Origin of the sequence: Ensifer adhaerens (genome assembly GCF_002007205.1) — a bacterium.
GTDB lineage: Bacteria > Pseudomonadota > Alphaproteobacteria > Rhizobiales > Rhizobiaceae > Ensifer > Ensifer adhaerens_D.
Genome location: NZ_LAZS01000010.1, coordinates 125,169 through 146,096, shown reverse-complemented (window position 1 = coordinate 146,096; position 20,928 = coordinate 125,169). Strand labels below are relative to the sequence as shown.

Sequence of the window (20,928 nt, the reverse complement as noted above, 5' to 3'; positions counted from 1 at the left end):
ATGACAATCAGCCCCTGTTATCCTTTCTGCCGTGCGGCTGCCCGTAGCCGCTCGATCGCCATCAGCACCCGTTCCGGCGTTGCCGGTGCGTCAAGGCGCGGTGATATACGATACTCCGCAACACTCGCCGCCGCCATCGACAAAGCTTCAAGCACCGAGATGCCGAGCATGAACGGGGGCTCGCCCACCGCCTTAGAACGGCGGATCGTTTCCTCGCGGTTGACCGACCATTCGGCAAGGCGGGTGTTGAAGACGCGCGGCCGGTCGGAGGCCAGCGGGATCTTGTAGGTCGACGGCGCATGCGTGCGCAGCCGGCCCTTGGCGTCCCACCAGAGCTCTTCCGTCGTCAGCCAGCCCATGCCCTGAACGAAAGCACCTTCCACCTGGCCGAGGTCGAGCGCCGGGTTCAGCGACCGGCCGACATCGTGCAGGATGTCCGTGCGGTCGACCTGATATTCACCGGTCAGCGTATCGACGCTGACCTCGGAGCACGAGGCGCCATAGGCGTAGTAGAAGAACGGCCGGCCCCGGCCTTCGGCGCGGTTCCAGTGGATCTTCGGCGTCTTGTAGAACCCGGCCGCCGAAAGCTGGATGCGGGCACCATAGGCGATCTTGATGAACTCGTTGAAGCTCAAGCGTTCCGCGCCGATCCGCACCACGCTCGGTTCGAAGGCGACATCGGCCTCGGCAACGTTCCAGCGCTCGGCGGCAAACTTGGTGAGCCGCGCCTTGATCTGCTGGGCGGCATTGGCTGCGGCCATGCCGTTGAGATCGGAGCCGGAGGACGCCGCGGTTGCAGACGTGTTCGGCACCTTGCCGGTCGTCGTCGCCGTCACCTTGATCCGGTCGAGATCGACCTGGAACTCGTCGGCCACCACTTGGGCGACCTTGGTATAGAGCCCCTGCCCCATCTCGGTGCCGCCATGGTTCAGATGGATCGAACCATCCGTATAGACATGCACGAGCGCGCCGGCCTGGTTGTACTCGGTCTTAGTGAAGGAGATGCCGAACTTCACCGGCGTCAGCGCGATGCCGCGCTTCACGACATTGTTCTCGCGGTTAAAGGCGATCACCGCTTCGCGACGCTTGGCATAATCCGCCGAGGTTTCCAGTTCCTCGATAATGCGGCCGATGATGTTGTCTTCCACGGTCTGGTGATAGGGCGTGAGGTTTCGGCCCTCGCCGCCGTAGAAGTTCAGCTTGCGGATTTCGAGCGGATCCTTGCCGACGGCATAGGCGATATCCTCGATCATGCGTTCGCCACCGACCATCCCTTGAGGGCCGCCGAAACCGCGGAAAGCGGTGTTGGAAACGGTGTTGGTCTTCAGCGGACGCGAGCGCAGCCGCACGTTCGGATAGAAATAGCAGTTGTCCGCGTGAAAGAGGGCGCGGTCGGTGACCGGACCTGAAAGGTCGGCCGAGTAGCCGCAGCGCGCCGAAAACACTGCGTCCACTGCCTCGATACGACCCTCGTCGTCGAAGCCGAGCTTGTAGTCGACGTGGAAATCGTGGCGCTTGCCGGTCGCACTCATGTCGTCGTCGCGATCGGGCCGCACTTTCACCGGGCAACGGTATTTCTTGGCGGCGACTGCTGCAACGGCGGCGAAGATGTTCGCCTGGGTTTCCTTGCCGCCGAAGCCGCCGCCCATACGGCGCACATTGACGGTGACCGCGTTCGACGGCACGCCGAGCACGGTCGCGACCATGTGCTGCGTCTCTGCCGGATGCTGGGTCGAGGAGTAGACGAGCACCTCGTCGTCCTCACCGGGAATGGCAAAGGAGATCTGGCCTTCCAGATAGAAGTGGTCCTGGCCGCCGATGCGCATCTCGCCTTCGAGAATGTTCTTTGCCTTGGCAAAGCCGGCGTCGATGTCGCCGCGCTCGAGCTTGAGCGGATCGATGACCAGCGGATAGTTGGCGGCTGCCGCCTCCAGCACATCGGTCACATGCGGCAGGTCGCGGTACTCGATCTTGACCTTGGCCGCGGCCCGGCGGGCCGCCTCGCGCGAGGTGGCGATGACTGCGAAGATCGGCTGGCCGTGGAACTCCACCTTGTCGGTGACGAAGATCGGCTCGTCGTGCTTGTGCGCCGGGCTGATGTCGTTTTCACCGGGAATGTCGGCGGCCGTCAGGACGCCGATCACGCCTTCGCTGGCGTTCACGGCCTGGAAGTCGATCGACAGGATGTCGGCGTGCGCCCGCTGCGAGAGGCCGAGATAGCCGTGCAGGGTGCCCTGGGGTTCCGGAATGTCGTCGATGTACTCGGCCGTGCCGGAAACATGCTTGTGGCCGGACTCGTGCCGTTCGTTTTCGTGTACGCCGCCGCGGATGCGGTCGATGGGCTGCATCACGTTCATGGCTTCCTCCCTTAAACCGCGACAGCAATGGTGCGGTCGAGACGGAGCTGGCCGCCGCTCAACTGCGTTTCGAGATAGAAGCGGCGAAGCAGGTTCTTCGCCACCAGTTGGCGGTATTCCGCCGAGGCGCGCCAGTCGGTGAGCGGCGTGAAATCCTGATCGAATGCCGCGACCGCGCGTTCGATCGTCTCCTCGTTCCACTCGGCACCTTTTAGCACCGCCTCGACATGGGCGGCACGCTTCGGCGTAGCGGCCATCCCGCCGAAGGCGATGATGGCGTCGGTAACCCGACCAGCGTCGAAGGCGATGTTGAAGCCGCCGCAGACGGCGGTGATGTCTTCGTCGAGACGCTTCGTCACCTTGTAGACGGCAACGCGGGCCCTGTCGGAAACGAACGGGATGTGCACGCTTTCAACGAACTCGCCGGGCTCGCGGTCCTGCTTGCCATAGGCGATGAAGAAGTCTTCGAGCTGGACCGTGCGGCGACGTGCGCCCTTGCGCAGCGTGATCGCGGCGCCGAGCGCGATCAGCGCCGGCGGCGTGTCGCCGATCGGCGAGCCGTTGGCGATGTTGCCGCCGACTGTGCCCATGTTGCGGACCTGCTGACCGCCGATGCGGTCCCAGAGCTCCGTCAGTTCAGGGAAATGCTCGACGATGACGGGATAGGCCTCGGCATAGCTGACCCCGGCGCCGAGCGTCACGCCATCGGCTTCGACCGTGATCCGGCGCAGTTCTTCAAGATGGGTCAGATGGATAACCGGTGAAATGTCGCGCATGAATTTCGTCACCCAGAGGCCGACATCGGTCGAGCCGGCGACGATCGTCGCCTTCGGGTTGGCTTCGAGCACGGCGGCGAAATCATCGACCGAGCCCGGCAGGATGAAGCGTTCCGTCTCAGAACCGATTTCCACCCGGCGGCCGTCCTGAAGTGCTGCCAATTCGCCTGCGATCCGGTCACGCTCGGCCACCAGCGGATCCTTGCCGACATCGCCGATCGTCGAGATCGCCTCGGCGGCGCGGATGATCGCGGCATAGCCGGTGCAGCGACAAAGATTGCCCTGTAGGGCCTTTTCGATTTCGGCGATCGACGGCTTCGGGTTTTCCATCCAGAGACCGTAGAGCGACATCACGAAGCCCGGCGTGCAGAAGCCACATTGCGAGGCGTGCGTGTCGACCATCGCCTGCTGCACCGGATGCAGGGGGCCTGCCGGCTGCGCCAAGGAATCCACCGTCACGATGTGACAGCCGTCGAGCGAGCCGACGAAACGAATGCAGGCATTGACGGACTCGTATTTGAGCTTGCCATCGAGCAGACGGCCGACAAGCACCGTGCAGGCGCCGCAGTCGCCTTCGGCGCAGCCTTCCTTGGTGCCCTTCAGATTGCGGTCGATGCGCAGGAAATCGAGCAGGGTCTGAACCGGCGACACCTCGGCAAGCTCGACCAGGCGGTGGTTCAGGATGAAGCGGATCGTGTTGCGGATCTGGATCGTCATTTCCTCAGCTCCCGCGGTAAGTGGAGTAGCCATAGGGCGAGAGAAGCAGCGGCACATGATAGTGCGCGCCCTGGTTATCGATGCCGAAGCGGATCGGGATCACGTCGAGGAACGGGTTCTCGCCGCGCTTGTCCGCGCCGCCAAGATAATCGCCGGCATGGAACTGCAGCTCGTAGGTGCCCGTCTGCATGCGCTCGCCGCTCAAGAGCGGTTCATCACAGCGGCCGTCGTCGTTGGTTTTCACGGATTTGATGTGCGTCTGGCGATCGCCGTCGACCCGGTAGAGCTCGATGCGCAGCCCCTCGGCCGGCTTGCCGCTTGCCGTATCCAGCACGTGCGTCGTCAAACGGCCGGCGTTTCCACCCTGAGATTGCATAGTTTTCGCTCCTCCCGAAGTCAGCTTTCCACCTCGCAGTATTCCGGCATTCCGGCCCGCTTGGTAGCGAGCGCATCATTCGAGACTTTCAAATTTTTTGGGGGGAATGGCTCGAAACAAATGCCGCTAGAAATTGGATGCAGAGACGAAAATGTCTGGAGGAGCTGCTTTGATGAGATACCCCCGCGATCTTCACGGCCACGGCCCGAACTTCAAGATCACATGGCCCGACGGCGCGCGGATCGCCGTGCAATTCGTCATCAACTACGAGGAAGGCGGCGAAAACTGCGTGCTGCACGGCGACGCAGCCTCCGAAGCATTCCTGTCGGAAATCGTTGGTGCGCAGGCCTGGCAGGGCCAGCGCCACTGGAACATGGAATCGATCTACGAATATGGCGCGCGCGCCGGTTTCTGGCGGCTGCATCGCATGTTTACGGAGCGCGGCGTCCCGGCAACCGTTTATGGCGTCGCAACCGCGTTGAAACGCTCGCCGGAGCAGGTTGCCGCCATGCAGGACGCCGGCTGGGAAATCGCCTCGCACGGCTTGAAATGGATCGAACACAAGGACTTTTCGCCGGAGCGCGAGCGCCAGGAGATTGCCGAGGCGATCCGGCTGCACACCATCGTCACCGGCGAGCGCCCGCGTGGCTGGTACACCGGGCGTTGCTCCGACAACACCCTCGACCTCGTGACGGAATCCGGCGGCTTCGACTACGTTTCAGACGCCTATGCCGACGACCTGCCCTACTGGCATGAGCATGCCGGGCGCCATCAGCTGGTCATCCCCTATACGCTCGACAGCAACGACATGCGCTTTGCGACGCCGCAGGGCTTCAACAGCGGCGACCAGTTCTTCAGCTACCTGAAAGACAGCTTCGACGTGCTCTACGCCGAAGGCACCGCCGGTGCACCGAAGATGCTGAGCATCGGGCTGCACTGCCGCCTCGTCGGCCGACCCGGCCGCGCCGCGGCGCTTGCCCGTTTCCTCGACTATGTGCAGGGCCACGAGAAAGTCTGGCTCGCCAAGCGTGTCGACATCGCCCGCCACTGGACGGAGAACTACCCGTACAAGGCCTGGGACGATCGTCCGTCGCGGCTTGGCGAAGAGGCGTTCGTCACCAAATTCGGCGGCGTTTTCGAACATTCGAAGTGGATCGCGAAACGCGCCTTCCAGGGCGAGCTTTCGCCGGCCAACGACACGGCGATCGGTCTTGCAGCGGCGCTCTCCGCCGTCTTCCGCGAAGCCTCGGCCGAAGAGCGGCTTGCCGTCCTCATCGCCCACCCGGACCTCGCCGGCAAGCTGGCGCAGGCCAAGCGCCTGACGGAAAGCTCGACCAACGAGCAGGCCGGCGCCGGCCTCGATGCGCTGACCGACGCCGAGCGTGAGCGCTTCACCACGCTCAACGCCGCCTATGTCGAGAAGTTCAAGTTCCCGTTCATCATGGCCGTCAAGGGCCGCAGCAAGGACGAGATCCTGGCCGCCTTCGAAAGCCGGATCGGCAACGATCGCGACACCGAGTTCGAGACGGCATGCCGGCAGGTGGAGCGCATCGCCTATCTGCGCCTCAAGGACATGCTGCCGAGCTGAGGACCGGTTATGACTAGCCCCGGCGTGAGCCCGCCCGAATTCGCGCTGAACGCGATCAACCTTGCCTCCGCCGGTCTCGGCGCGAGGCCAGTCTTCGCCACAGACGAATTCTTCGCACCGCTCGAGCGCATGCTCCAGGATGCGCCGCCGGTCTATCATCCCGGTGTCTATGACGACAACGGCAAGTGGATGGACGGCTGGGAGACGCGGCGCCGCCGCGGCCCCGGCAACGACCACGCCATCGTCGCGTTGGCCGCAAACGGCCGCATCCGTGGCTTCGAGGTCGATACCGCCCATTTCACCGGCAACTATCCGAGCGCCTGCGCCATCGACGCCTGCCTGGCGCCTGATGGCCTGGACGAGAAGACGGTCTGGACGGAACTGGTGTGCCCGCGGCCGCTCGGACCGAGTGCACAGCATCACTTCGAGGTGCGGTCGGACGTGGTCTGGAGCCATGTGCGCCTGCGCATCTATCCCGACGGCGGCATCGCCCGACTGAGGGTTTACGGCACGCCTGCCTTCGACCGGGCGGCGCTCGGCGACACGGTGGTCGACCTTGCCTCGTCGCTGCTCGGTGGCCAGATCATCGCCTATTCGAACGGGCATTACGGCCACCAGCGGCTGCTTGCACCCGGACGCGGCATCAACATGGGCGACGGCTGGGAGACACGCCGGCGCCGCGAACCCGGCAACGACTGGATCGTCGTGAAGCTCGCCGCCCGCGGCGAGATCGACCGGATCGCCGTCGATACCGCCCATTTCAAGGGCAACTACCCCGATGCCTGTTCGCTACAGGCCGCCGACCTTGGGGCGGCCGCTTGCGAAGTGGCGGCGTCCGTCACAGCGTCGTCGATGTTCTGGCGCGAGGTTCTGCCACCGCAGAAGCTTCAGGCTGACAGCATCCATACCTACGAGGCACACGCACTCACAGCCGTTGGGCCGGTGACCCATGTGCGCTTCAATATCTTCCCCGACGGCGGCGTCAGCCGGCTGCGTGTCTTCGGGCGTATTGCGAAAACCGGCATCTAGATCGTTTCGCCGAGGAGGCGAAGCGATCAAACTTCCATGCAACCGATCAATATTGGACGGAGGAGCGTCACATGAAGGAGATCGTCATACAGCCGTTGACCCGGGAGGCCTTTGCGCCTTTCGGCGACGTGATCGAAACGGAGAATGCCAACAACTTCCCCATCAACGGGGGCAATGCAACCCGCTACCATGATCTCGCCAAGATCGATACAACAGGCGAAAAGGCCCGGCCGATGATCAGCCTCGTGCGCGGCGTACCCTATCCGCTGCCACTGAAACTCACCATGGTCGAGCGCCATCCGCTCGGCAGCCAGGCCTTCATCCCCTTGAGCGACAATCCGTTTCTGATCGTCGTCTCCCGGGAAACCGACGAGGGGCCGAGTGAACCGATCGCCTTCAAGACCACCCCTGGCCAGGGCGTCAACATCGCCCGCAATGTCTGGCACGGCATCCTGACGCCGCTCGATGACGTCTCGGATTTCGCGGTGGTCGATCGCGGCGGCGAAGGCGTCAATCTGGAGGAACATTTCTTCAAGGAGCCGTTCCTGATCGTGTGAGTGAATGCATGACCCGGTCGTCCGGTCGGGTTATCGGTGCGCCAGGGCCTCGCTGGCCGCCGAAATCGGACGTAGACTGCGGCCTCAATAGCCGCCATCCCGCCGGAACTTCGTCGGCGTGTATCCGGTCACGCGGCGAAAATCGCGCGAGAAATGATAGGGATCCGGGTAGCCGCAGACGGCCGCCACCGCCGAGACCTTGGCATCGGGTCCGACCAGCAGGCGTTTTGCCTGATTGATGCGCTCATGGCGCAGCCAATCCATCGGCGTCGTTCCCACCATGTCGCGAAAACGCCGGAAGAATTGCGACGGGCTGAGCCGCGCGCAAGCCGCGAGATCGTCGATCGTCCACGGCCTGGCGAGATCGCCGCGCATTACTGAAAGAACCTGAAGCAAACGGTCTTCACCCGACCTGTCCTCGGTCGGCTCGGCCCCGACCAACCGTGGCGCGATCATATCGGCCATCACCCCGGCGATCGCGGCGCTCGCCAGAGCATCGGTAGCAGGGGACCGTTCGGCAAAATATCCGCTCACGGATTCGAAGGCGGCTTTCGCCGCCGACGGATCCTTCGGCGCAAACAGCGGTGACTGCTGCACGCCGAGAAACTGGTAGAGCGCGTCGAGGCCATGCCCCTCGATCCCCATCCAGAGATAGCGCCAGCCTCCACTGTCAGGCGCGCAACTATGCGCATAGGCTTGCGCCGTATCGAGCCAAGCGATAGCGCCCGTTTCCGCAAGAAAGCGTTGCCCGCGCACCTCGATCAACCCTTTTCCATCCATCGTGTAGACGAACACGTGCTGGTGAAACCGCTTGCGGATCGGCGGCTCCTGCGGCCGAGCAACACGGCTTCCGGCCACCAGCGCCAGATAGGGAAATGCACCGGCGAATTTTGCCGGCGTGTGGAAATGGATCTCTTCGCTTTCGGGCAGCATGCCATTTTCTGGCATCCGATGCGAGTTTTGTCCATCATCTTGCGATAGGGCGCCATTCACAGAGCTACGGCAGTGACGTTATCATGCAGCTTTATGCACGGAGAATTGCCCATGACCGAAGCCGCGCCGAATGGCGACGCCGCGAATTTCACCTTCGCGCCGCTGTCCCCGGATTTTGCTCGCGATCCCTATCCGACCTACCGCGCGCTGCGCGAAAGAGAGGGGCTGCACTACTTCGCGGATTTCGACATCTGGCTTGCCTCGCGCTTCGAGGACGTCTCGGCGATCGTCATGGACAAGCGCATGGTACGCTCGCTCGAAGACCTCGCAACCAAGGAAGAGCTCTCAAAACTGCAGCGCGCCGCCAATTGGCACGACATGCCGCACCATGAGCGCTTCGTGCAGTTCAGCCTGCTCGACAGCGATGGCGCGGTGCACGACCGGCTGCGCAAGCAGGTGTTCAAGCTGTTCACGCCGGCCATGATTGCGAAGCTCCGCGACCAGATCCAGGCCTATGTCGACCGGCTGATCGACAGCCTTGCCGATCGCGGCGAGATCGATTTCGTCGATGATCTTGCCGCCCATGTTCCCGGCCATATCATCGGTCGTCTGCTCGGCGTGCCGGACGAGGACTGTCCCCAGCTGCGCATCTGGTCGGAGAACATCGTGCAGTTCTTCGACGTGGACCGCTCGGATGCGCGCAAGGAAATCGCCGAGCGCAACACGACCGAGTTCTACGAATATCTGACGGCGCTGAAGGCCGAGCGCGAGCGCGAGCCGAAGGACGACCTCATCTCGGTGCTGATCGAAGCGGAGCGCTCCGGCGCCATGAACTTCGACGAGTTCATCTCGACCTGCATGCTGATCCTGATGGCGGGCCACGGTTCGACGATCGACGTGCTCGGCAGCGGCATGCATGCGCTTCTGCGCTTCCCCGAGCAGATGGCGCGGCTGCGGAGCGAACCCGGCCTGATCCAGACCGGCGTGCAGGAGATGTTCCGCTACGAGTCGCCGCTTCCGTTCTTCCACCGCCATTGCGTCGAGGACGTCGAGATCTTCGGCAGGCGCTTCGAGCGCGGCACCAAGTTCGGCCTGCTCTATGGCGCCGCCAACCGCGACCCCAAGCAGTTCGCGAATGCCGATACATTCGACATCGGCCGCACGCCCAATCGTCATCTCGCCTTTGGCGGCGGCGTGCATTTCTGTCTCGGCAATCATCTGGCCCGCCTCGACATGGATATCATCTTCAGCGCCCTGCTGCGCCGCTTCCCGACGATCGAAATCGTCGATGGAGAGCCCGAATACAAGCGCGGCCTCTCGGTCCGGGGGCCCAAGAAGCTGAAGATCGCGCTCCGGCCAGCCTGATCCCTATCCTCGACACCAACATACGCAATCGGAGAATACCCATGCCCAAGATCGTCTTCATCGACGTGGACGGCACGACAAGAGAAGTCCAGGCGGAGATCGGCCAGTCGCTGATGTCGGCCGCGGTGCAGAACGGTATCGACGCCATTGCCGCCGAATGCGGCGGCTCGTGCGCCTGCGGCACCTGCCACTGTTACATCGACGGCGAATGGGCCGACCGCTTGCCGACACCCGAATTCCAGGAGCAGGACATGATCGAGTGCGTCGTCAACCCGAACGAGCGCAGCCGTCTGAGCTGTCAGATCACCGTCTCGGCGGAACTCGATGGCCTGGTGGTGCACCTGCCGGCGGGACAGTACTGAGCAATCCAGGAAAGTGTGAGACCGTTTTCCTCAAAACCGGTGGTTCACACAAAAGGCCGAAGCAACATTTCGTTGCTCCGGCCAGCACTTACGGGGAAGTCCTGATCGGCCGAGGCGGCATGCCTCGGCCAAATCTTTTTACTCGGCAAAGAACGCGAAACGCACGATGAAGAGCGCTGCGACGATCTGGGTTGCCGGGTGGATGACGCTCCACTTGCCGGTGCAGACCTTCAAGACGACGTAGCTTACGAAGCCGAAGGCGAGGCCGTTGGCGATCGAGTAGGTGAAGGGCATGGCGAGTGCTGTAAGCGCTGCCGGAGCCGCTTCCGTCAGGTCGTCCCACTCGACTTCCGTCAGTTCGCGCATCATCAGGCCGGCGACGTAGAGCAGAGCCGGAGCCGTCGCATAGGACGGAACGGCAGCTGCCAGCGGCGAGAAGAACAGCGCTGCCAGGAAGAGCACGCAGACGGTGAGCGCGGTCAGGCCCGTGCGGCCACCGGCCTGGACGCCTGAGGCGCTTTCGACATAGGCGGTCGTGCTGCTGGTACCGATCAGCGAGCCGGCGACGATCGCGGTGCTGTCGGCGAGAAGCGCGCGGCCGAGACGATTGGGCTTGCCTTCTTCCACCAGCTTTGCACGCTTGGCGACACCGATCAGCGTGCCGGTGGCGTCGAAGACTTCGACGAGCACGAAGACGAGGATGACATGCAGCAGGCCGCCATGCAGGGCGCCCATGATGTCGAGCTGCAGGAAGGTCGGCGCGATGCTCGGCGGTGCCGAGACGACGCCCTTGAACTCGCTGACGCCAAGGATCATCGACAGAACCGTCACGACCAGGATGCCGATCAGGATCGAGCCGCGAACCTTGAGTGAATCCAGCACCGCGATGACGAAGAAGCCAAGGATGGCAAGCAGCGGACCGGTCTGCTTGAGGTCGCCTAGACCGACGAGCGTTGCCGGGTTGTCGACGACGATGCCGGCGTTCTTGAGCGCGATGATGCCGAGGAAGAGGCCGATACCGGTGGCGATCGCGCTTCGAAGCGAATGCGGAATACCGGCAATCAGCCAGCTTCGGACACCCGTCACGGTCAGGATCAGGAAGATCACGCCCGAGATGAAGACCGCACCCAACGCCTGCTGCCAGGTGAAGCCGAGAGCGGCGACCACGGTGAAGGCGAAGAAGGCGTTGAGGCCCATGCCGGGCGCCATGCCGATCGGCCAATTGGCGACGAGCGCCATGACGGCAGAGCCGAGTGCCGCGGCGATACAGGTTGCGACGAAAACGGCATCCCTATCCATGCCCGTGCTCGACAGGATGTCGGGGTTGACGAAGATGATGTAGGACATCGTCAGGAATGTCGTGACACCGGCGATCACCTCGGTGCGCGCCGTCGTCTGATGCTCTTTCAGCTTGAATAGTCGTTCTAACATCTTTCCTCCCTTGGCGGCGTCACCACGACGCAGCCGAACGACAGTGAGCGGGAAACCGTCTCCTCCAGTTCCCGACCAGTGCATTTCGAACGCCCGGATATTTCCGGAGCGATCCCTTCGCTTAAGGCTTCGTGCCGGCTGGCGATCGTCCGCCCTCTTTCGGACGACGCGAATGCCATTTGCACAGCCTTTGGATTGTGCGACTTCCGGACGCAGACCGCTAGCCGTCCATTCCCGGGATCGATGATGAAAGACTTTCAAATTTTTCGGAGAATTTGAGCGGCCGCTGGCCTACACTCTCGGGGGTATTTTCCACCGTTCGCAGGACTGGAGGAAATGCCGCGAACAAATATCTTGAAGGCCCTATTGACCTTCCAACGGTGGGAGACGCCATGTTTGTCTCACAACCGTACCAAGGAGACAAGCATGCAGAACTACAAGATCGACAACATGACCTGTGGTCACTGCGCCGGCGTCGTCCAGAAGGCGATCCTGAGTGTCGACCCGCAGGCAACGATCAAGGTCGATCTCGGCAATCGGGAAGTCAGCGTCGAGACCGCCGTAGCTGCAGGGCCGATCGCAGACGCCCTGAAGGCGGCTGGATACGAGAGCCGCGCGCTCTAAGAGAGTGCTGCCCCGACACCTCCCGTCACAAACGCCCCGGCTTTCCGGGGCGTTTTGTCGTCTGGGTTACGTTTCTGTCTCCGCCCCGATCCTCAGCCGGTAGCGGCTGCGGCTCCCTCCGGTTGGCGCCCAAGCATGTCCGGGTGGCGTGCCAGGTGCTCGAACAGGCGGGCGACCGCTTCGGCGCCGGGGTCGATGTGCCCTTCCAACTGCTTGGCGTTGATGTAGGCAGCACGCCCCGCCCTTGCCCGCACGAGCGTCGCGGTCAGATTGGCGCCGTCGCGCGCCGCCTTGGAGGCCGCGCCGATGCTCGCGTCGAGCGCGTCCAGTGCCGGGGAAAGGGCGTCGACCATGGTGCGGTCGCCGATCTGCGCCCCGCCGATTTCCTGCATGCGCGCCAACCCGGCTTTCAGCGCTTCGCGGATCGAAAGCCCGCTCGAGGCGCCATCCCCGGCGGCGGCAAAGAAGATCGCCAGAAGCACGCCCGAAGAGCCGCCCATCGTCTGGCTCAACTCCTGCCCGATGGCGCGGAAGAGCTGCGTATGGTCGGATAGCGGCAAACGATCGAGTGCCTGTATCAGCGCCCGCGCGGCGCCCGCGAGCGTCGAGCCGGTGTCGCCGTCTCCGGACTTGGCATCGAGCGCATTCAGGTCCTTTTCCGCGTCGATCAGCAGGTTGCAGCAGGCAAGCAGAAACTGCCGCGTCGCATCGTGTCGTGAGGGCAGTGGCGCAATCGGTGTCAAACCATCAGGCAGAGCGAGAACCGCAACGGGCTTGACCGCGGTCACGCCCGGCCAGGCCGGCAGCGTCACCGGCCGGGACAGGAGCTCCAGCTCGGTTTTGTCGGCGGGATAGACCGAGATGGAAAAGCCGCGCATATCCAGCGACGTCATCATCGGCGCGGGTCCGACCAGATGCACGATCCGGTCGGCGATTGCCGACTGGGCGAGTTCGTGCATGAGGATCGACATTTCCAGGATCGACGTCCCGCCGAGATTGTTGACGAGCGCCACGTGGGGCTTGTCTTCCATCGCCGCCTGCAGCCGCTCGACCATGGCGGCAACGGCACTTCTCGCGTCCGAGTAGACGATCTGCTCGACACCAGCCTCGCCATGGATCCCAAGCCCGAGTTCCGCATGTCCCTCGGGGATGCGGTGCTCCTTCGGCGAGCCCGGAACGGTGCAGGTATCGAGCGACATGCCGATGGTGCTCGTGCCCGATATGACCTTGCGCGCCGCATTGGCGATCGTATCGAGGTCCGCCCCGCTTTCTGCGAGCGCTCCGGCGATCTTGTGGACGAAAAGGGTACCGGCGACACCGCGCGCCTGCGGAAGGTCCGGCAGCGCGATGTCGTCATCGACGATGACCATGCTCACATTGAGGCCGTAGGCACGCGCACGTTCCGCCGCCAGGCCGAAGTTCAGCCGGTCACCGGTGTAGTTCTTGACGATCAGCAGGCAGCCGGCAGGTCCCGTCACCGCCAGGATACCGGCGAGGATCGCGTCCACGCTCGGCGATGCGAAGACGTCGCCGCAGACGGCGGCCGTCAGCATGCCCTTGCCGACGAAGCCGATATGCGCGGGCTCGTGTCCCGAGCCGCCACCGGAGACGAGCGCGACCTTGCCCTTGTCCCAGTCGGAGCGCAGGACGACGCGAATGTGCGGATATCCGTCGAGGCGGCTGAGCGCGCCGCCGGACGCGGCAAGGACCCCGTCGATCGCTTCCGTAACCGCATTTTCCTTGCGGTTGATAAACTGATTCATGTTCGCCTCCTAAGCGATGCGCATTCCGGCCGCGTCAAAGAAGAGCGGCTTGTTGGGCTGGATCTTGATGGTCTCGCCGCCGCGGAACCCGGTGTGGGGATCCGTGACCGTCACGAGGTTGTGTTGCTTGAACGAGATATGGAGACGCGTCTGGTCGCCCAGATGTTCGACGCGCGTCACGAGCGCATCTTCTCCGGCCCCCTGGACGATGTTTTCAGGGCGCAGGCCGATCGACTGCGCCCTGTCCGGCGCGCCCGCAAAAAGCTTGGCGGGCAGGACGTTGATGCGCGGCTGGCCGAGGCGGGTCGCGGCGTAGACGCTGACGGGCGTCTCGTAGACCTCTCTCGGCGAACCGAACTGAACCAGCCTGCCCTCTTCGAGCACACCGATATGCGTTGCCATGGTCATCGCTTCGATCTGGTCGTGGGTGACGTAAAGAAGCGTCGCCCCGGACTTGGCCTGAATGTTCTTCAGTTCGACGCGCAGATCGGCTCGAAGCTTCGCATCGAGCGAACTCAAGGGCTCGTCCATCAGATATATCTGCGGGTTTCTGACAAGCGCACGCCCGATCGACACGCGCTGCATTTCGCCACCGGACAAGGCGGTCGCCTTGTTGTCGAGCTTGTGCGAAATCTGCAAGACCTCGGCGATGGCGTTCACCTTCTCGTCGATCGTCTTCTGCGGCGTTTTCAAGAGCGGCGATTTCAGCGGAAATTCCAGGTTCTGCCGGACGGACAGATGCGGGTAGAGCGAATATTGCTGGAAGACCATCGCAACGTTTCGCTGGGCCGGGGTCAGTCCGCGCATCGACAGCCCGCCGATAAAGATCTCGCCGCTATCGGGCGTATCGAGACCGGAGACCATGCGCAACGTCGTCGTCTTGCCGGCGCCCGTCGGACCGAGAAGCACGACGAAAGATCCGTCCGGTACGGTCATCGAAACATCGTCGAGCGCCTTATGCCCGTCGAACGTCTTCGTCACGTTCCTTAAGATGACTTCAGCCACGGCGCAGCACTCCCTCGTTGGCCTCGGAAACAAGAGCACGGCCTGTCTCCGCATTGAAGAGCGTCAAGGTCCGCTCATTGAAATCGAGACCGACGAGCTCGTCGGTGCGGGCCGCCTGGGTGGACGGCGTCCGCGCCTTGATCTCGCCGTTGGGCGTGTCGATCGTGACGATCTGTGTCGTGCCGAGATACTCGACGGCGATCACGCGACCCCTGTAGCTGGAGTCATCCACGAACCGGACATGCTCGGGACGCACGCCGAGCGTCAGCGTGCCGGCCCTGCCTTCATGCGAGGCCGGAACCGCCACCTTTTTCCCGGCGAGATCGATGCTGTCGCCGCCGACGCCGATCATGCCTTCGAACTCCAGAAAATTCATGGACGGGGAGCCGATGAACTTGGCGACGAATTTCGTTGCCGGCCAGTCGTAGATCTGCTGGGGGCGGCCGAACTGTTCGATGACGCCATGGTTCATGACGACGATCTTGTCGCCCATCTGCATCGCTTCCAGCTGGTCATGGGTCACATAGACGGTGGTGGCGCCCATGCGATCGTGCAGCGCCCGCAGTTCCCCCGCCATATGTTCGCGGAACTCCGCGTCGAGCGCGCCGAGCGGCTCGTCCATGAAGAAGGCCTTGGGGTTGCGGACAATCGCCCGACCGAGCGCGACACGCTGGCGGTCGCCGCCCGAGAGCCCGCCGACCGGCTTGTCGAGGATGCCTTCAATTCTGAGGATCCTCGCCACTTCGGCGACACGCGCGGCAACATCCGCCTTTTTCATGCCCTGGCTCACGAGCGGATAGGAGATGTTCTTGCGCACGTTCATGTGGGGATAGAGGGCGAACATCTGGAAGACGAAGGCGATATCGCGCTCCCTCGCCCGCTTCATGCCCACCTCTTCGCCGCCGATGTAGATCTGGCCGCTCGTCGGCAGTTCCAGTCCGGCCATCATGCGAAGCGTCGTCGTCTTGCCGCATCCGGATGGCCCGAGCAGCATGAAGAACTCGCCGTCTTCCACCGTGAAGCTCGAAGACTGGACCGCTGTGAAGGCCCCGAACTCCTTGCGCACATTTTCAATTCTGATCTGTGCCATGGGTCACTCCGGAAAATGGCTGACGATGATGAACATGACTGTTCCAAGCAGCGTCACGAGGAACGAGAAGGAGTAAAGCGTCAGCGACACGGGCTGCATCAGCATGACCACACCGAGTGCGATGAGGACCGATGCCACCATCTCCCACGCGCCGCGCCGAAGGCGGAGCAACTGGTTGAGGAAAGCTGTCATTTTCTTACGGCTCCGAAGGTGATGCCGCGCAGGAGGTGTTTGCGAAGCAGGATCGTGAACACCATCACGGGGACGAGAAAAAGGGTCGCACCGGCGGCCACGGCCGGCCAGTCCTGACCGCCGACGCCGATGATCGTCGGGATAAAGGGCGGTGCGGTCTGCGCGGTGCCCGACGTGAGCAGCACGGCGAAGGCGTATTCGTTCCAGGCAAAGATCAGGCAGAAGATGGCCGTCGACGCGATGCCGGTTGCCGCCTGGGGCAGCACCACCTTGTAGAAGGCCTGGAAGCGTGTGTAGCCGTCGATCAACGCCGCCTCTTCATACTCGATCGGGATCTCGTCGATGAAGCCTTTCAGCAGCCAGACCGAGAGCGACAGGTTCACCGCCGTGTAGAGCAGGATCATGCCGGCATGGGTGTCGTTCAGCCCGAGCGAGCGGAACATCAGGAAGATCGGAATGGCGACCGCAATCGGCGGCATCATCCGGGTGGAGAGAATGAAGAACAGCAGGTCGTCCTTGAGCGGCACCTTGAAGCGCGAGAAGGCATAGGCCGCCGCGGTTCCAAGCACGATGCACAGCACCGTGGAGCCGAAGCCGATGATGACGGAATTGTAGAACCGCTCGGGGAAGCGCGACGGGCCGGCGATGATCAGCCCGTCCTTGCGAACGAGACGCTCGTACCAGGTCTTCGGTTCGCCCATTTCCTTCAGTTGTTCTTCCGAAACGCGGGTGCGTGTGGTGAAGAGGTTCACATAGCCTTCGAGCGTCGGCTCGAAGAATGTCTTTGGCGGATAGGCGATCGCGTCCGAGGGTGACTTGAAGCCCGTCCCGATGATCCAGAGCAGCGGTAGAATGGTGATCACCGCATAAAGCACGACCAGGGTGCCTGCGAACCACTTCTGCGGCGCGGATGGCTCCGTTACAGAAAAGCTGCTCATCTCTGCTTCACCTTGTTGAGTGCTTTGACATAGATCGACGCAAGGCCGAAGACGGTCACGAAGAGGATGACGGCATAGGCCGATGCGTATCCGGTGCGCCATTTCTCGAAAGCTTCGCGCTTCAGGTTGATCGACGTCAGCTCCGTGATCGAGCCCGGGCCACCGCCCGTCAGCTGCACGACCAGGTCGAACATCTTGAAGTTCTCGATGCCGCGGAAAAGGATGGCCAGCATCAGGAACGGCAGCACCATCGGGATGGTGATGGTCCAGAACTGGCGCCAGCTGCTGGCCCGGTCGCATTCCGCCGCCTCATAGATGCTGCTCGGAATGGAGCGCAACCCGGCAAGGCAGATGAGCATGACGAACGGCGTCCACATCCAGGTGTCGACGATGATGATGGCCCAGGGCGCCAGCGACGTGTCGCCGATCATCGAGAAGCTGGACGGGTCTGCCCCGGTCAGGAACCCGATCGCATAATTGAACAGGCCGATCTGCGGCTGGTAGAGAAAGGTCCAGAAGTTTCCGACGACGGCGGGGCTCAGCATCATCGGAAGTACGATGATGGTCGTCCACAGGTCGTTGCCGCGGAACTTCTTGTTGATGAGATAGGCGAGAGCAAAGCCGATCAGCACCTGCAGGACGATCGTCCAGATCAGGAAGTGGGCCGTCGCCTGCATCGTCAGCCAGATGTCCTTGTCGGTCAGGATGTTGAGGTAATTGCGAAGACCGACGAACTGAACCGGCTCGTTCGGGCGGTTCACGCGGAAATTGGTGAAACTCAGCCGGACCGTCCAGATCAGCGGAAAGATGTTGATCGCAAGCAGCAGCACGATGGATGGTGCGACGAAGATCCAGGCGATCGCGCGGTCGGACAGCCCTCTGATGCGCCGTGCAAGCACGGGCGGCGTCGCGTGCGCGGCACGATCGATCGAAGAATGGAGCATGGTATTCCCCTAAGGCATTGACGATTTGGCATGCGGGGCCGGCGCGAGAGATCGGCCGGCCCCGCATGGACGCTTCCGCCGGGAGGCGGCGGTTGCTTGGCGTCAGTACTTGCCTTCGTCTTCGAAGATGTCCTTCCAGTCCTCCGAGAGGCCGTCGAGCGCGTCCTTCGCCGTACCCTGGTTGGCGACGACGTAGTCGTGGAAGCGCTTCTGCGAGGCCTGCAGCAGCGAGGCGTAGGACGGCTCGGCCCAGAAGTCCTTCACGATGGCCATCGAATCCAGGAAGGTCTGCGCATAGGGTTGGCTCGTGGCGAAGCTCGGATCCTCGACCACGGAACGCAGCGCGGAATAGCCGCCGAGCGCCCACCACTTTTTCTGGATTTCAGGCTGCGCGAACCACTTGATGTAATCCAGCGCTTCCTTCTGCTTGTCGGACGCGGCGACGACCGAGATGCCCTGGCCGCCGAGCTGGGCGAACTGCACACCAGTCGGACCGGCGGGATTGGGGAAGTAGCCGGACTTGTCGCCGCCGACATTGGCGTCGGCATGGATGCCGGGCCAGGTGAAGGCAAAGTTCATCTGCAGGGCGACCTGGCCGGACTTGTAGGCGTCGATATCCTCCGACATATAGGCATCGGAGTGACCGGGCGGTGTGCAGCAGTCATAGAGCGCCTTGTAGAATTCCAGGCCCTTGACCGCGTCCGCCGAGTTGACGAAGCCGTCGAGCTCATAGGCCTTCTTCGGATTTCCGTATTCGAAGCCGAAGCTGTAGAGCACGTCCATCACGCCCATGGTGATGCCTTCAGAGCCCCGCTCCGTATAGATCGCAGCGCCGTAGACGGTCTTGCCGTCGATCTGGCGCTTCTGGAAGAATTCGGCGATGTCCTTGAGCTCGGCAAAGGTCTTCGGCACGGCCAGATCCCGGCCATACTTCTGCTTGAACTCGGCCTGGAGTTCGGGACGCGAGAACCAATCCTTGCGGTAGGTCCAGCCGACGACGTCGCCGAACGCCGGCAGGGCCCAGTAGTTCGGCGTGTTCTTCGGCCATTCCGCGTAACCGATAACGGTTGCCGGAATGAAGTCGTCCATCTTGATCCCTTCCTTGTCGAAGAAATCGTTGAGCTTGATGTACTGGCCATTTTCGGCAGCACCGCCGATCCACTGGCTGTCGCCGATCATCAGATCGCACAGTTTGCCGCCGGAGTTCAGCTCGTTCAGCATCCGGTCAGCGAAGTTCGGCCACGGCACGAACTCGAACTTCATCGTGTTGCCGCTCTCGGCTTCGAAATCCTTGCTGAGTTCGACAAGCGCGTTGGCCGGATCCCAGGCGGCCCAGCAAAGAGTCAGCTCGGCCGCTGCGGCCTTTGTGCCGACGGCACCAGAAACGGCGAAATACGCTCCGACCACGACTGTGGAGCTCAACAGCATCTGCTTCATCATTGGGTTCCCTCCCTTGTACCTTCCGACCTCCATCAGAAGGAAAACGCCCATGGCGGGCGATTGGCGTACCTAAATCCTCTTGGCACTAGCGGTGCTCGCGGCCGCACTCAGGGCCTGCGTTCTCGCTGAAAGATTCATAACTGAGGTGCGCACCTCAAAGCAAGTGATTTTTGAGGTGCGCACATCAATTCTTGATTTCGCGGCGATTTTGTTGGAGTAGATTGTGAACGATACACACTGGGAGTTCCGGATGCGGCCAACGGCCAAAGATCTTGCTGAGGCAGCGGGGTTGAGTCTCGCAACGGTAGACCGCGTGCTTAACGACAGGCCGAATGTCAGCCCAAAAGCTGTCCGGAAAGTCAACGAAACCATTGAACGCATTGGGTTTATTCGAAACCCGGCCGCCGTCAGCCTTGCCCGCAACAAGAGCTACAGGTTCCGGTTCGTGCTTCCCACGAGCGGCGATCTCTATCTGGGCGAACTTATCCACCGGGTGGAAGAGGCGCGGATCTCCATGAAGGGGGACCTCGTCGACCTCGACGTCGTTCAGATTGCGATCGACGACCCGCACAAGGTCGCAAAATACCTCGCCGATATAGACGAGAACGAATTCGACGGGATCGCGATGATGGCGCCGGAATCGCCGCAGGTCCGCGACGCGATCGGCCGCCTGATCGAGCGCGGCGTCAAGTTCGTGCAGTTCCTTTCCGGACAGGAAAAGCTCCCGACCGCCGATTTTGTCGGCGTGGACAACTACGCCGCCGGTGCGACGGCGGCCAAGATCATCGGTCGATTTGTCGGCCAGAGGGCCGGGAAGGTCCTGATCGTGGCCGAGACCATGCAGTCTCTGGACAGCATCGAGCGGCGCCTTGGCTTCGACGATGTCGTCAATTCACAGTTCTCCCACCTGCAGTGTCTTCCCTCGATCGAAACGCATGGCGACGCCCGCAGAGCCACCCAGATCCTCCAGAGAGTTCTCGAAAACAATCAGGAAGTTGCGGCAATCTACGTGCTGAGCTCCGAGGCCAGGATCCCGCTTGAGGGCGCTGCGTCCTTCACCGATTTGCAAAAGATCACGGTCGTCGTCCACGAACGTACCCCCTTCAGCGAGCGCGGCCTGCACGATGGGAACATCGACGCCGTCATCGCCCAGGACCCGGGGCACGCCGTGCGCAGCGCCATACGCATCATGCGCGCACGGGCCGATTTGCGCGAACCGCACGCCGCACAGGACAAGATCAGAATCGAGGTCCTTCTCAAGGAGAACCTCTGAACCGAGATCCGCACTTTTGACGTGCGCGCCCCAAAAACTGGGGAGCGGCGCCTGATCGCGAGCGCGTGACACGTCTCGCCAAAGCCCAGCTGCCGAGCGTACTCGGCGGTCGCCTTCCCTCCACGCTGCCGAGCACGGGCACGCGGACTGCCAAAAGACGGGGATCTA

The 20,928-nt window shown here is 62.7% G+C and carries 19 protein-coding genes; 7 read left to right on the top strand and 12 right to left on the bottom strand.

The window, feature by feature from the left end; translation table 11 throughout:
- Positions 1-17 precede the first annotated feature (17 nt).
- From xdhB to uraH, 3 genes are read right to left on the bottom strand one after another with little or no spacing between them, the layout of a single operon-like run.
- Positions 18-2,357: a xanthine dehydrogenase molybdopterin binding subunit gene (gene xdhB, locus XB14_RS22735; protein ID WP_077964366.1), complete on the bottom strand. Its 2,340-nt coding sequence runs from the start codon at positions 2,355-2,357 to the stop codon at positions 18-20.
- 11 nt (positions 2,358-2,368) lie between these two features.
- Positions 2,369-3,850, bottom strand: coding sequence for a xanthine dehydrogenase small subunit (gene xdhA / locus XB14_RS22730; protein WP_077964365.1), 1,482 nt, complete (start codon positions 3,848-3,850; stop codon positions 2,369-2,371).
- Positions 3,851-3,854: 4 nt separating this feature from the next.
- Complete coding sequence (uraH, locus tag XB14_RS22725) at positions 3,855-4,226, bottom strand: hydroxyisourate hydrolase (RefSeq protein ID WP_077964364.1); 372 nt, start codon at positions 4,224-4,226, stop codon at positions 3,855-3,857.
- A 172-nt stretch (positions 4,227-4,398) separates the two neighbouring features.
- Here uraH and puuE point away from each other — a divergent pair, with 172 nt between their 5' ends.
- The 3 genes from puuE to XB14_RS22710 all read left to right on the top strand — a co-directional run bounded on the left by puuE (position 4,399) and on the right by XB14_RS22710 (position 7,400).
- Entirely contained in the window at positions 4,399-5,814 is a 1,416-nt protein-coding gene (puuE, locus tag XB14_RS22720) for an allantoinase PuuE (RefSeq protein WP_077964363.1), read from the top strand.
- 9 nt (positions 5,815-5,823) lie between these two features.
- Complete coding sequence (gene alc, locus XB14_RS22715) at positions 5,824-6,843, top strand: allantoicase (protein WP_077964362.1); 1,020 nt, start codon at positions 5,824-5,826, stop codon at positions 6,841-6,843.
- Positions 6,844-6,914: 71 nt separating this feature from the next.
- Positions 6,915-7,400, top strand: coding sequence for an ureidoglycolate lyase (locus tag XB14_RS22710; RefSeq protein ID WP_034799348.1), 486 nt, complete (start codon positions 6,915-6,917; stop codon positions 7,398-7,400).
- Positions 7,401-7,484: 84 nt separating this feature from the next.
- Here XB14_RS22710 and XB14_RS22705 read toward each other — a convergent pair whose 3' ends face one another.
- Entirely contained in the window at positions 7,485-8,333 is an 849-nt protein-coding gene (locus XB14_RS22705) for a helix-turn-helix transcriptional regulator (protein ID WP_179119641.1), read from the bottom strand.
- Positions 8,334-8,444: 111 nt separating this feature from the next.
- Between XB14_RS22705 and XB14_RS22700 the strand changes: the two genes are divergently transcribed.
- A complete protein-coding gene (locus tag XB14_RS22700) occupies positions 8,445-9,698 on the top strand; it encodes a cytochrome P450 (protein WP_143348504.1) in 1,254 nt (417 codons plus the stop codon).
- A 41-nt stretch (positions 9,699-9,739) separates the two neighbouring features.
- Positions 9,740-10,060, top strand: a complete 321-nt coding sequence (locus XB14_RS22695) for a 2Fe-2S iron-sulfur cluster-binding protein (RefSeq protein ID WP_077964357.1) — start codon at positions 9,740-9,742, stop codon at positions 10,058-10,060.
- Positions 10,061-10,198: 138 nt separating this feature from the next.
- On the opposite strand, the gene XB14_RS22690 is transcribed toward XB14_RS22695, so the two are convergent.
- Positions 10,199-11,491, bottom strand: a complete 1,293-nt coding sequence (locus tag XB14_RS22690; protein WP_077964355.1) for an NCS2 family permease — start codon at positions 11,489-11,491, stop codon at positions 10,199-10,201.
- Between the two features lie 426 nt (positions 11,492-11,917).
- Here XB14_RS22690 and XB14_RS22685 point away from each other — a divergent pair, with 426 nt between their 5' ends.
- Positions 11,918-12,115, top strand: a complete 198-nt coding sequence (locus tag XB14_RS22685) for a heavy-metal-associated domain-containing protein (protein WP_077964353.1) — start codon at positions 11,918-11,920, stop codon at positions 12,113-12,115.
- 92 nt (positions 12,116-12,207) lie between these two features.
- On the opposite strand, the gene XB14_RS22680 is transcribed toward XB14_RS22685, so the two are convergent.
- The 7 genes from XB14_RS22680 to XB14_RS22650 all read right to left on the bottom strand — a co-directional run bounded on the left by XB14_RS22680 (position 12,208) and on the right by XB14_RS22650 (position 19,484).
- Complete coding sequence (locus XB14_RS22680) at positions 12,208-13,878, bottom strand: dihydroxyacetone kinase subunit DhaK (protein WP_077964351.1); 1,671 nt, start codon at positions 13,876-13,878, stop codon at positions 12,208-12,210.
- A 9-nt stretch (positions 13,879-13,887) separates the two neighbouring features.
- Positions 13,888-14,883: an ABC transporter ATP-binding protein gene (locus XB14_RS22675; protein ID WP_077964347.1), complete on the bottom strand. Its 996-nt coding sequence runs from the start codon at positions 14,881-14,883 to the stop codon at positions 13,888-13,890.
- Positions 14,876-15,973: an ABC transporter ATP-binding protein gene (locus XB14_RS22670; protein WP_077964346.1), complete on the bottom strand. Its 1,098-nt coding sequence runs from the start codon at positions 15,971-15,973 to the stop codon at positions 14,876-14,878. Before XB14_RS22670 ends, XB14_RS22675 begins: the two co-directional genes overlap by 8 nt.
- Before the next feature lie 3 nt (positions 15,974-15,976).
- Positions 15,977-16,165 carry a hypothetical protein gene (locus XB14_RS22665; protein WP_034799314.1) on the bottom strand — a complete coding sequence of 63 codons (189 nt, stop codon included), beginning with the start codon at positions 16,163-16,165 and terminating at the stop codon, positions 15,977-15,979.
- Positions 16,162-17,103 (bottom strand): carbohydrate ABC transporter permease, encoded by a 942-nt coding sequence (locus XB14_RS22660; RefSeq protein ID WP_077964345.1) that lies wholly within the window; start codon positions 17,101-17,103, stop codon positions 16,162-16,164. The genes XB14_RS22665 and XB14_RS22660 overlap by 4 nt, the downstream gene beginning before the upstream one ends.
- Complete coding sequence (locus XB14_RS22655; RefSeq protein WP_043613808.1) at positions 17,100-18,047, bottom strand: carbohydrate ABC transporter permease; 948 nt, start codon at positions 18,045-18,047, stop codon at positions 17,100-17,102. Before XB14_RS22655 ends, XB14_RS22660 begins: the two co-directional genes overlap by 4 nt.
- Positions 18,048-18,149: 102 nt before the next feature.
- Positions 18,150-19,484, bottom strand: coding sequence for an ABC transporter substrate-binding protein (locus XB14_RS22650; protein WP_077964787.1), 1,335 nt, complete (start codon positions 19,482-19,484; stop codon positions 18,150-18,152).
- A gap of 253 nt (positions 19,485-19,737) precedes the next feature.
- Between XB14_RS22650 and XB14_RS22645 the strand changes: the two genes are divergently transcribed.
- Entirely contained in the window at positions 19,738-20,760 is a 1,023-nt protein-coding gene (locus XB14_RS22645) for a LacI family DNA-binding transcriptional regulator (protein WP_077964343.1), read from the top strand.
- The last annotated feature ends 168 nt before the right edge of the window (positions 20,761-20,928 follow it).

Excerpts from the sequence above, each read along its gene's own strand:
- xdhB (WP_077964366.1), bottom strand. The coding sequence starts at position 2,357 with ATGAACGTGATGCAGCCCATCGACCGCATCCGCGGCGGCGTACACGAA.
- xdhA (WP_077964365.1), bottom strand. The coding sequence starts at position 3,850 with ATGACGATCCAGATCCGCAACACGATCCGCTTCATCCTGAACCACCGC.
- uraH (WP_077964364.1), bottom strand. The coding sequence starts at position 4,226 with ATGCAATCTCAGGGTGGAAACGCCGGCCGTTTGACGACGCACGTGCTG.
- puuE (WP_077964363.1), top strand. The coding sequence starts at position 4,399 with ATGAGATACCCCCGCGATCTTCACGGCCACGGCCCGAACTTCAAGATC.
- alc (WP_077964362.1), top strand. The coding sequence starts at position 5,824 with ATGACTAGCCCCGGCGTGAGCCCGCCCGAATTCGCGCTGAACGCGATC.
- XB14_RS22710 (WP_034799348.1), top strand. The coding sequence starts at position 6,915 with ATGAAGGAGATCGTCATACAGCCGTTGACCCGGGAGGCCTTTGCGCCT.
- XB14_RS22705 (WP_179119641.1), bottom strand. The coding sequence starts at position 8,333 with ATGCTGCCCGAAAGCGAAGAGATCCATTTCCACACGCCGGCAAAATTC.
- XB14_RS22700 (WP_143348504.1), top strand. The coding sequence starts at position 8,445 with ATGACCGAAGCCGCGCCGAATGGCGACGCCGCGAATTTCACCTTCGCG.
- XB14_RS22695 (WP_077964357.1), top strand. The coding sequence starts at position 9,740 with ATGCCCAAGATCGTCTTCATCGACGTGGACGGCACGACAAGAGAAGTC.
- XB14_RS22690 (WP_077964355.1), bottom strand. The coding sequence starts at position 11,491 with ATGTTAGAACGACTATTCAAGCTGAAAGAGCATCAGACGACGGCGCGC.
- XB14_RS22685 (WP_077964353.1), top strand. The coding sequence starts at position 11,918 with ATGCAGAACTACAAGATCGACAACATGACCTGTGGTCACTGCGCCGGC.
- XB14_RS22680 (WP_077964351.1), bottom strand. The coding sequence starts at position 13,878 with ATGAATCAGTTTATCAACCGCAAGGAAAATGCGGTTACGGAAGCGATC.
- XB14_RS22670 (WP_077964346.1), bottom strand. The coding sequence starts at position 15,973 with ATGGCACAGATCAGAATTGAAAATGTGCGCAAGGAGTTCGGGGCCTTC.
- XB14_RS22665 (WP_034799314.1), bottom strand. The coding sequence starts at position 16,165 with ATGACAGCTTTCCTCAACCAGTTGCTCCGCCTTCGGCGCGGCGCGTGG.
- XB14_RS22660 (WP_077964345.1), bottom strand. The coding sequence starts at position 17,103 with ATGAGCAGCTTTTCTGTAACGGAGCCATCCGCGCCGCAGAAGTGGTTC.
- XB14_RS22655 (WP_043613808.1), bottom strand. The coding sequence starts at position 18,047 with ATGCTCCATTCTTCGATCGATCGTGCCGCGCACGCGACGCCGCCCGTG.
- XB14_RS22650 (WP_077964787.1), bottom strand. The coding sequence starts at position 19,484 with ATGAAGCAGATGCTGTTGAGCTCCACAGTCGTGGTCGGAGCGTATTTC.
- XB14_RS22645 (WP_077964343.1), top strand. The coding sequence starts at position 19,738 with ATGCGGCCAACGGCCAAAGATCTTGCTGAGGCAGCGGGGTTGAGTCTC.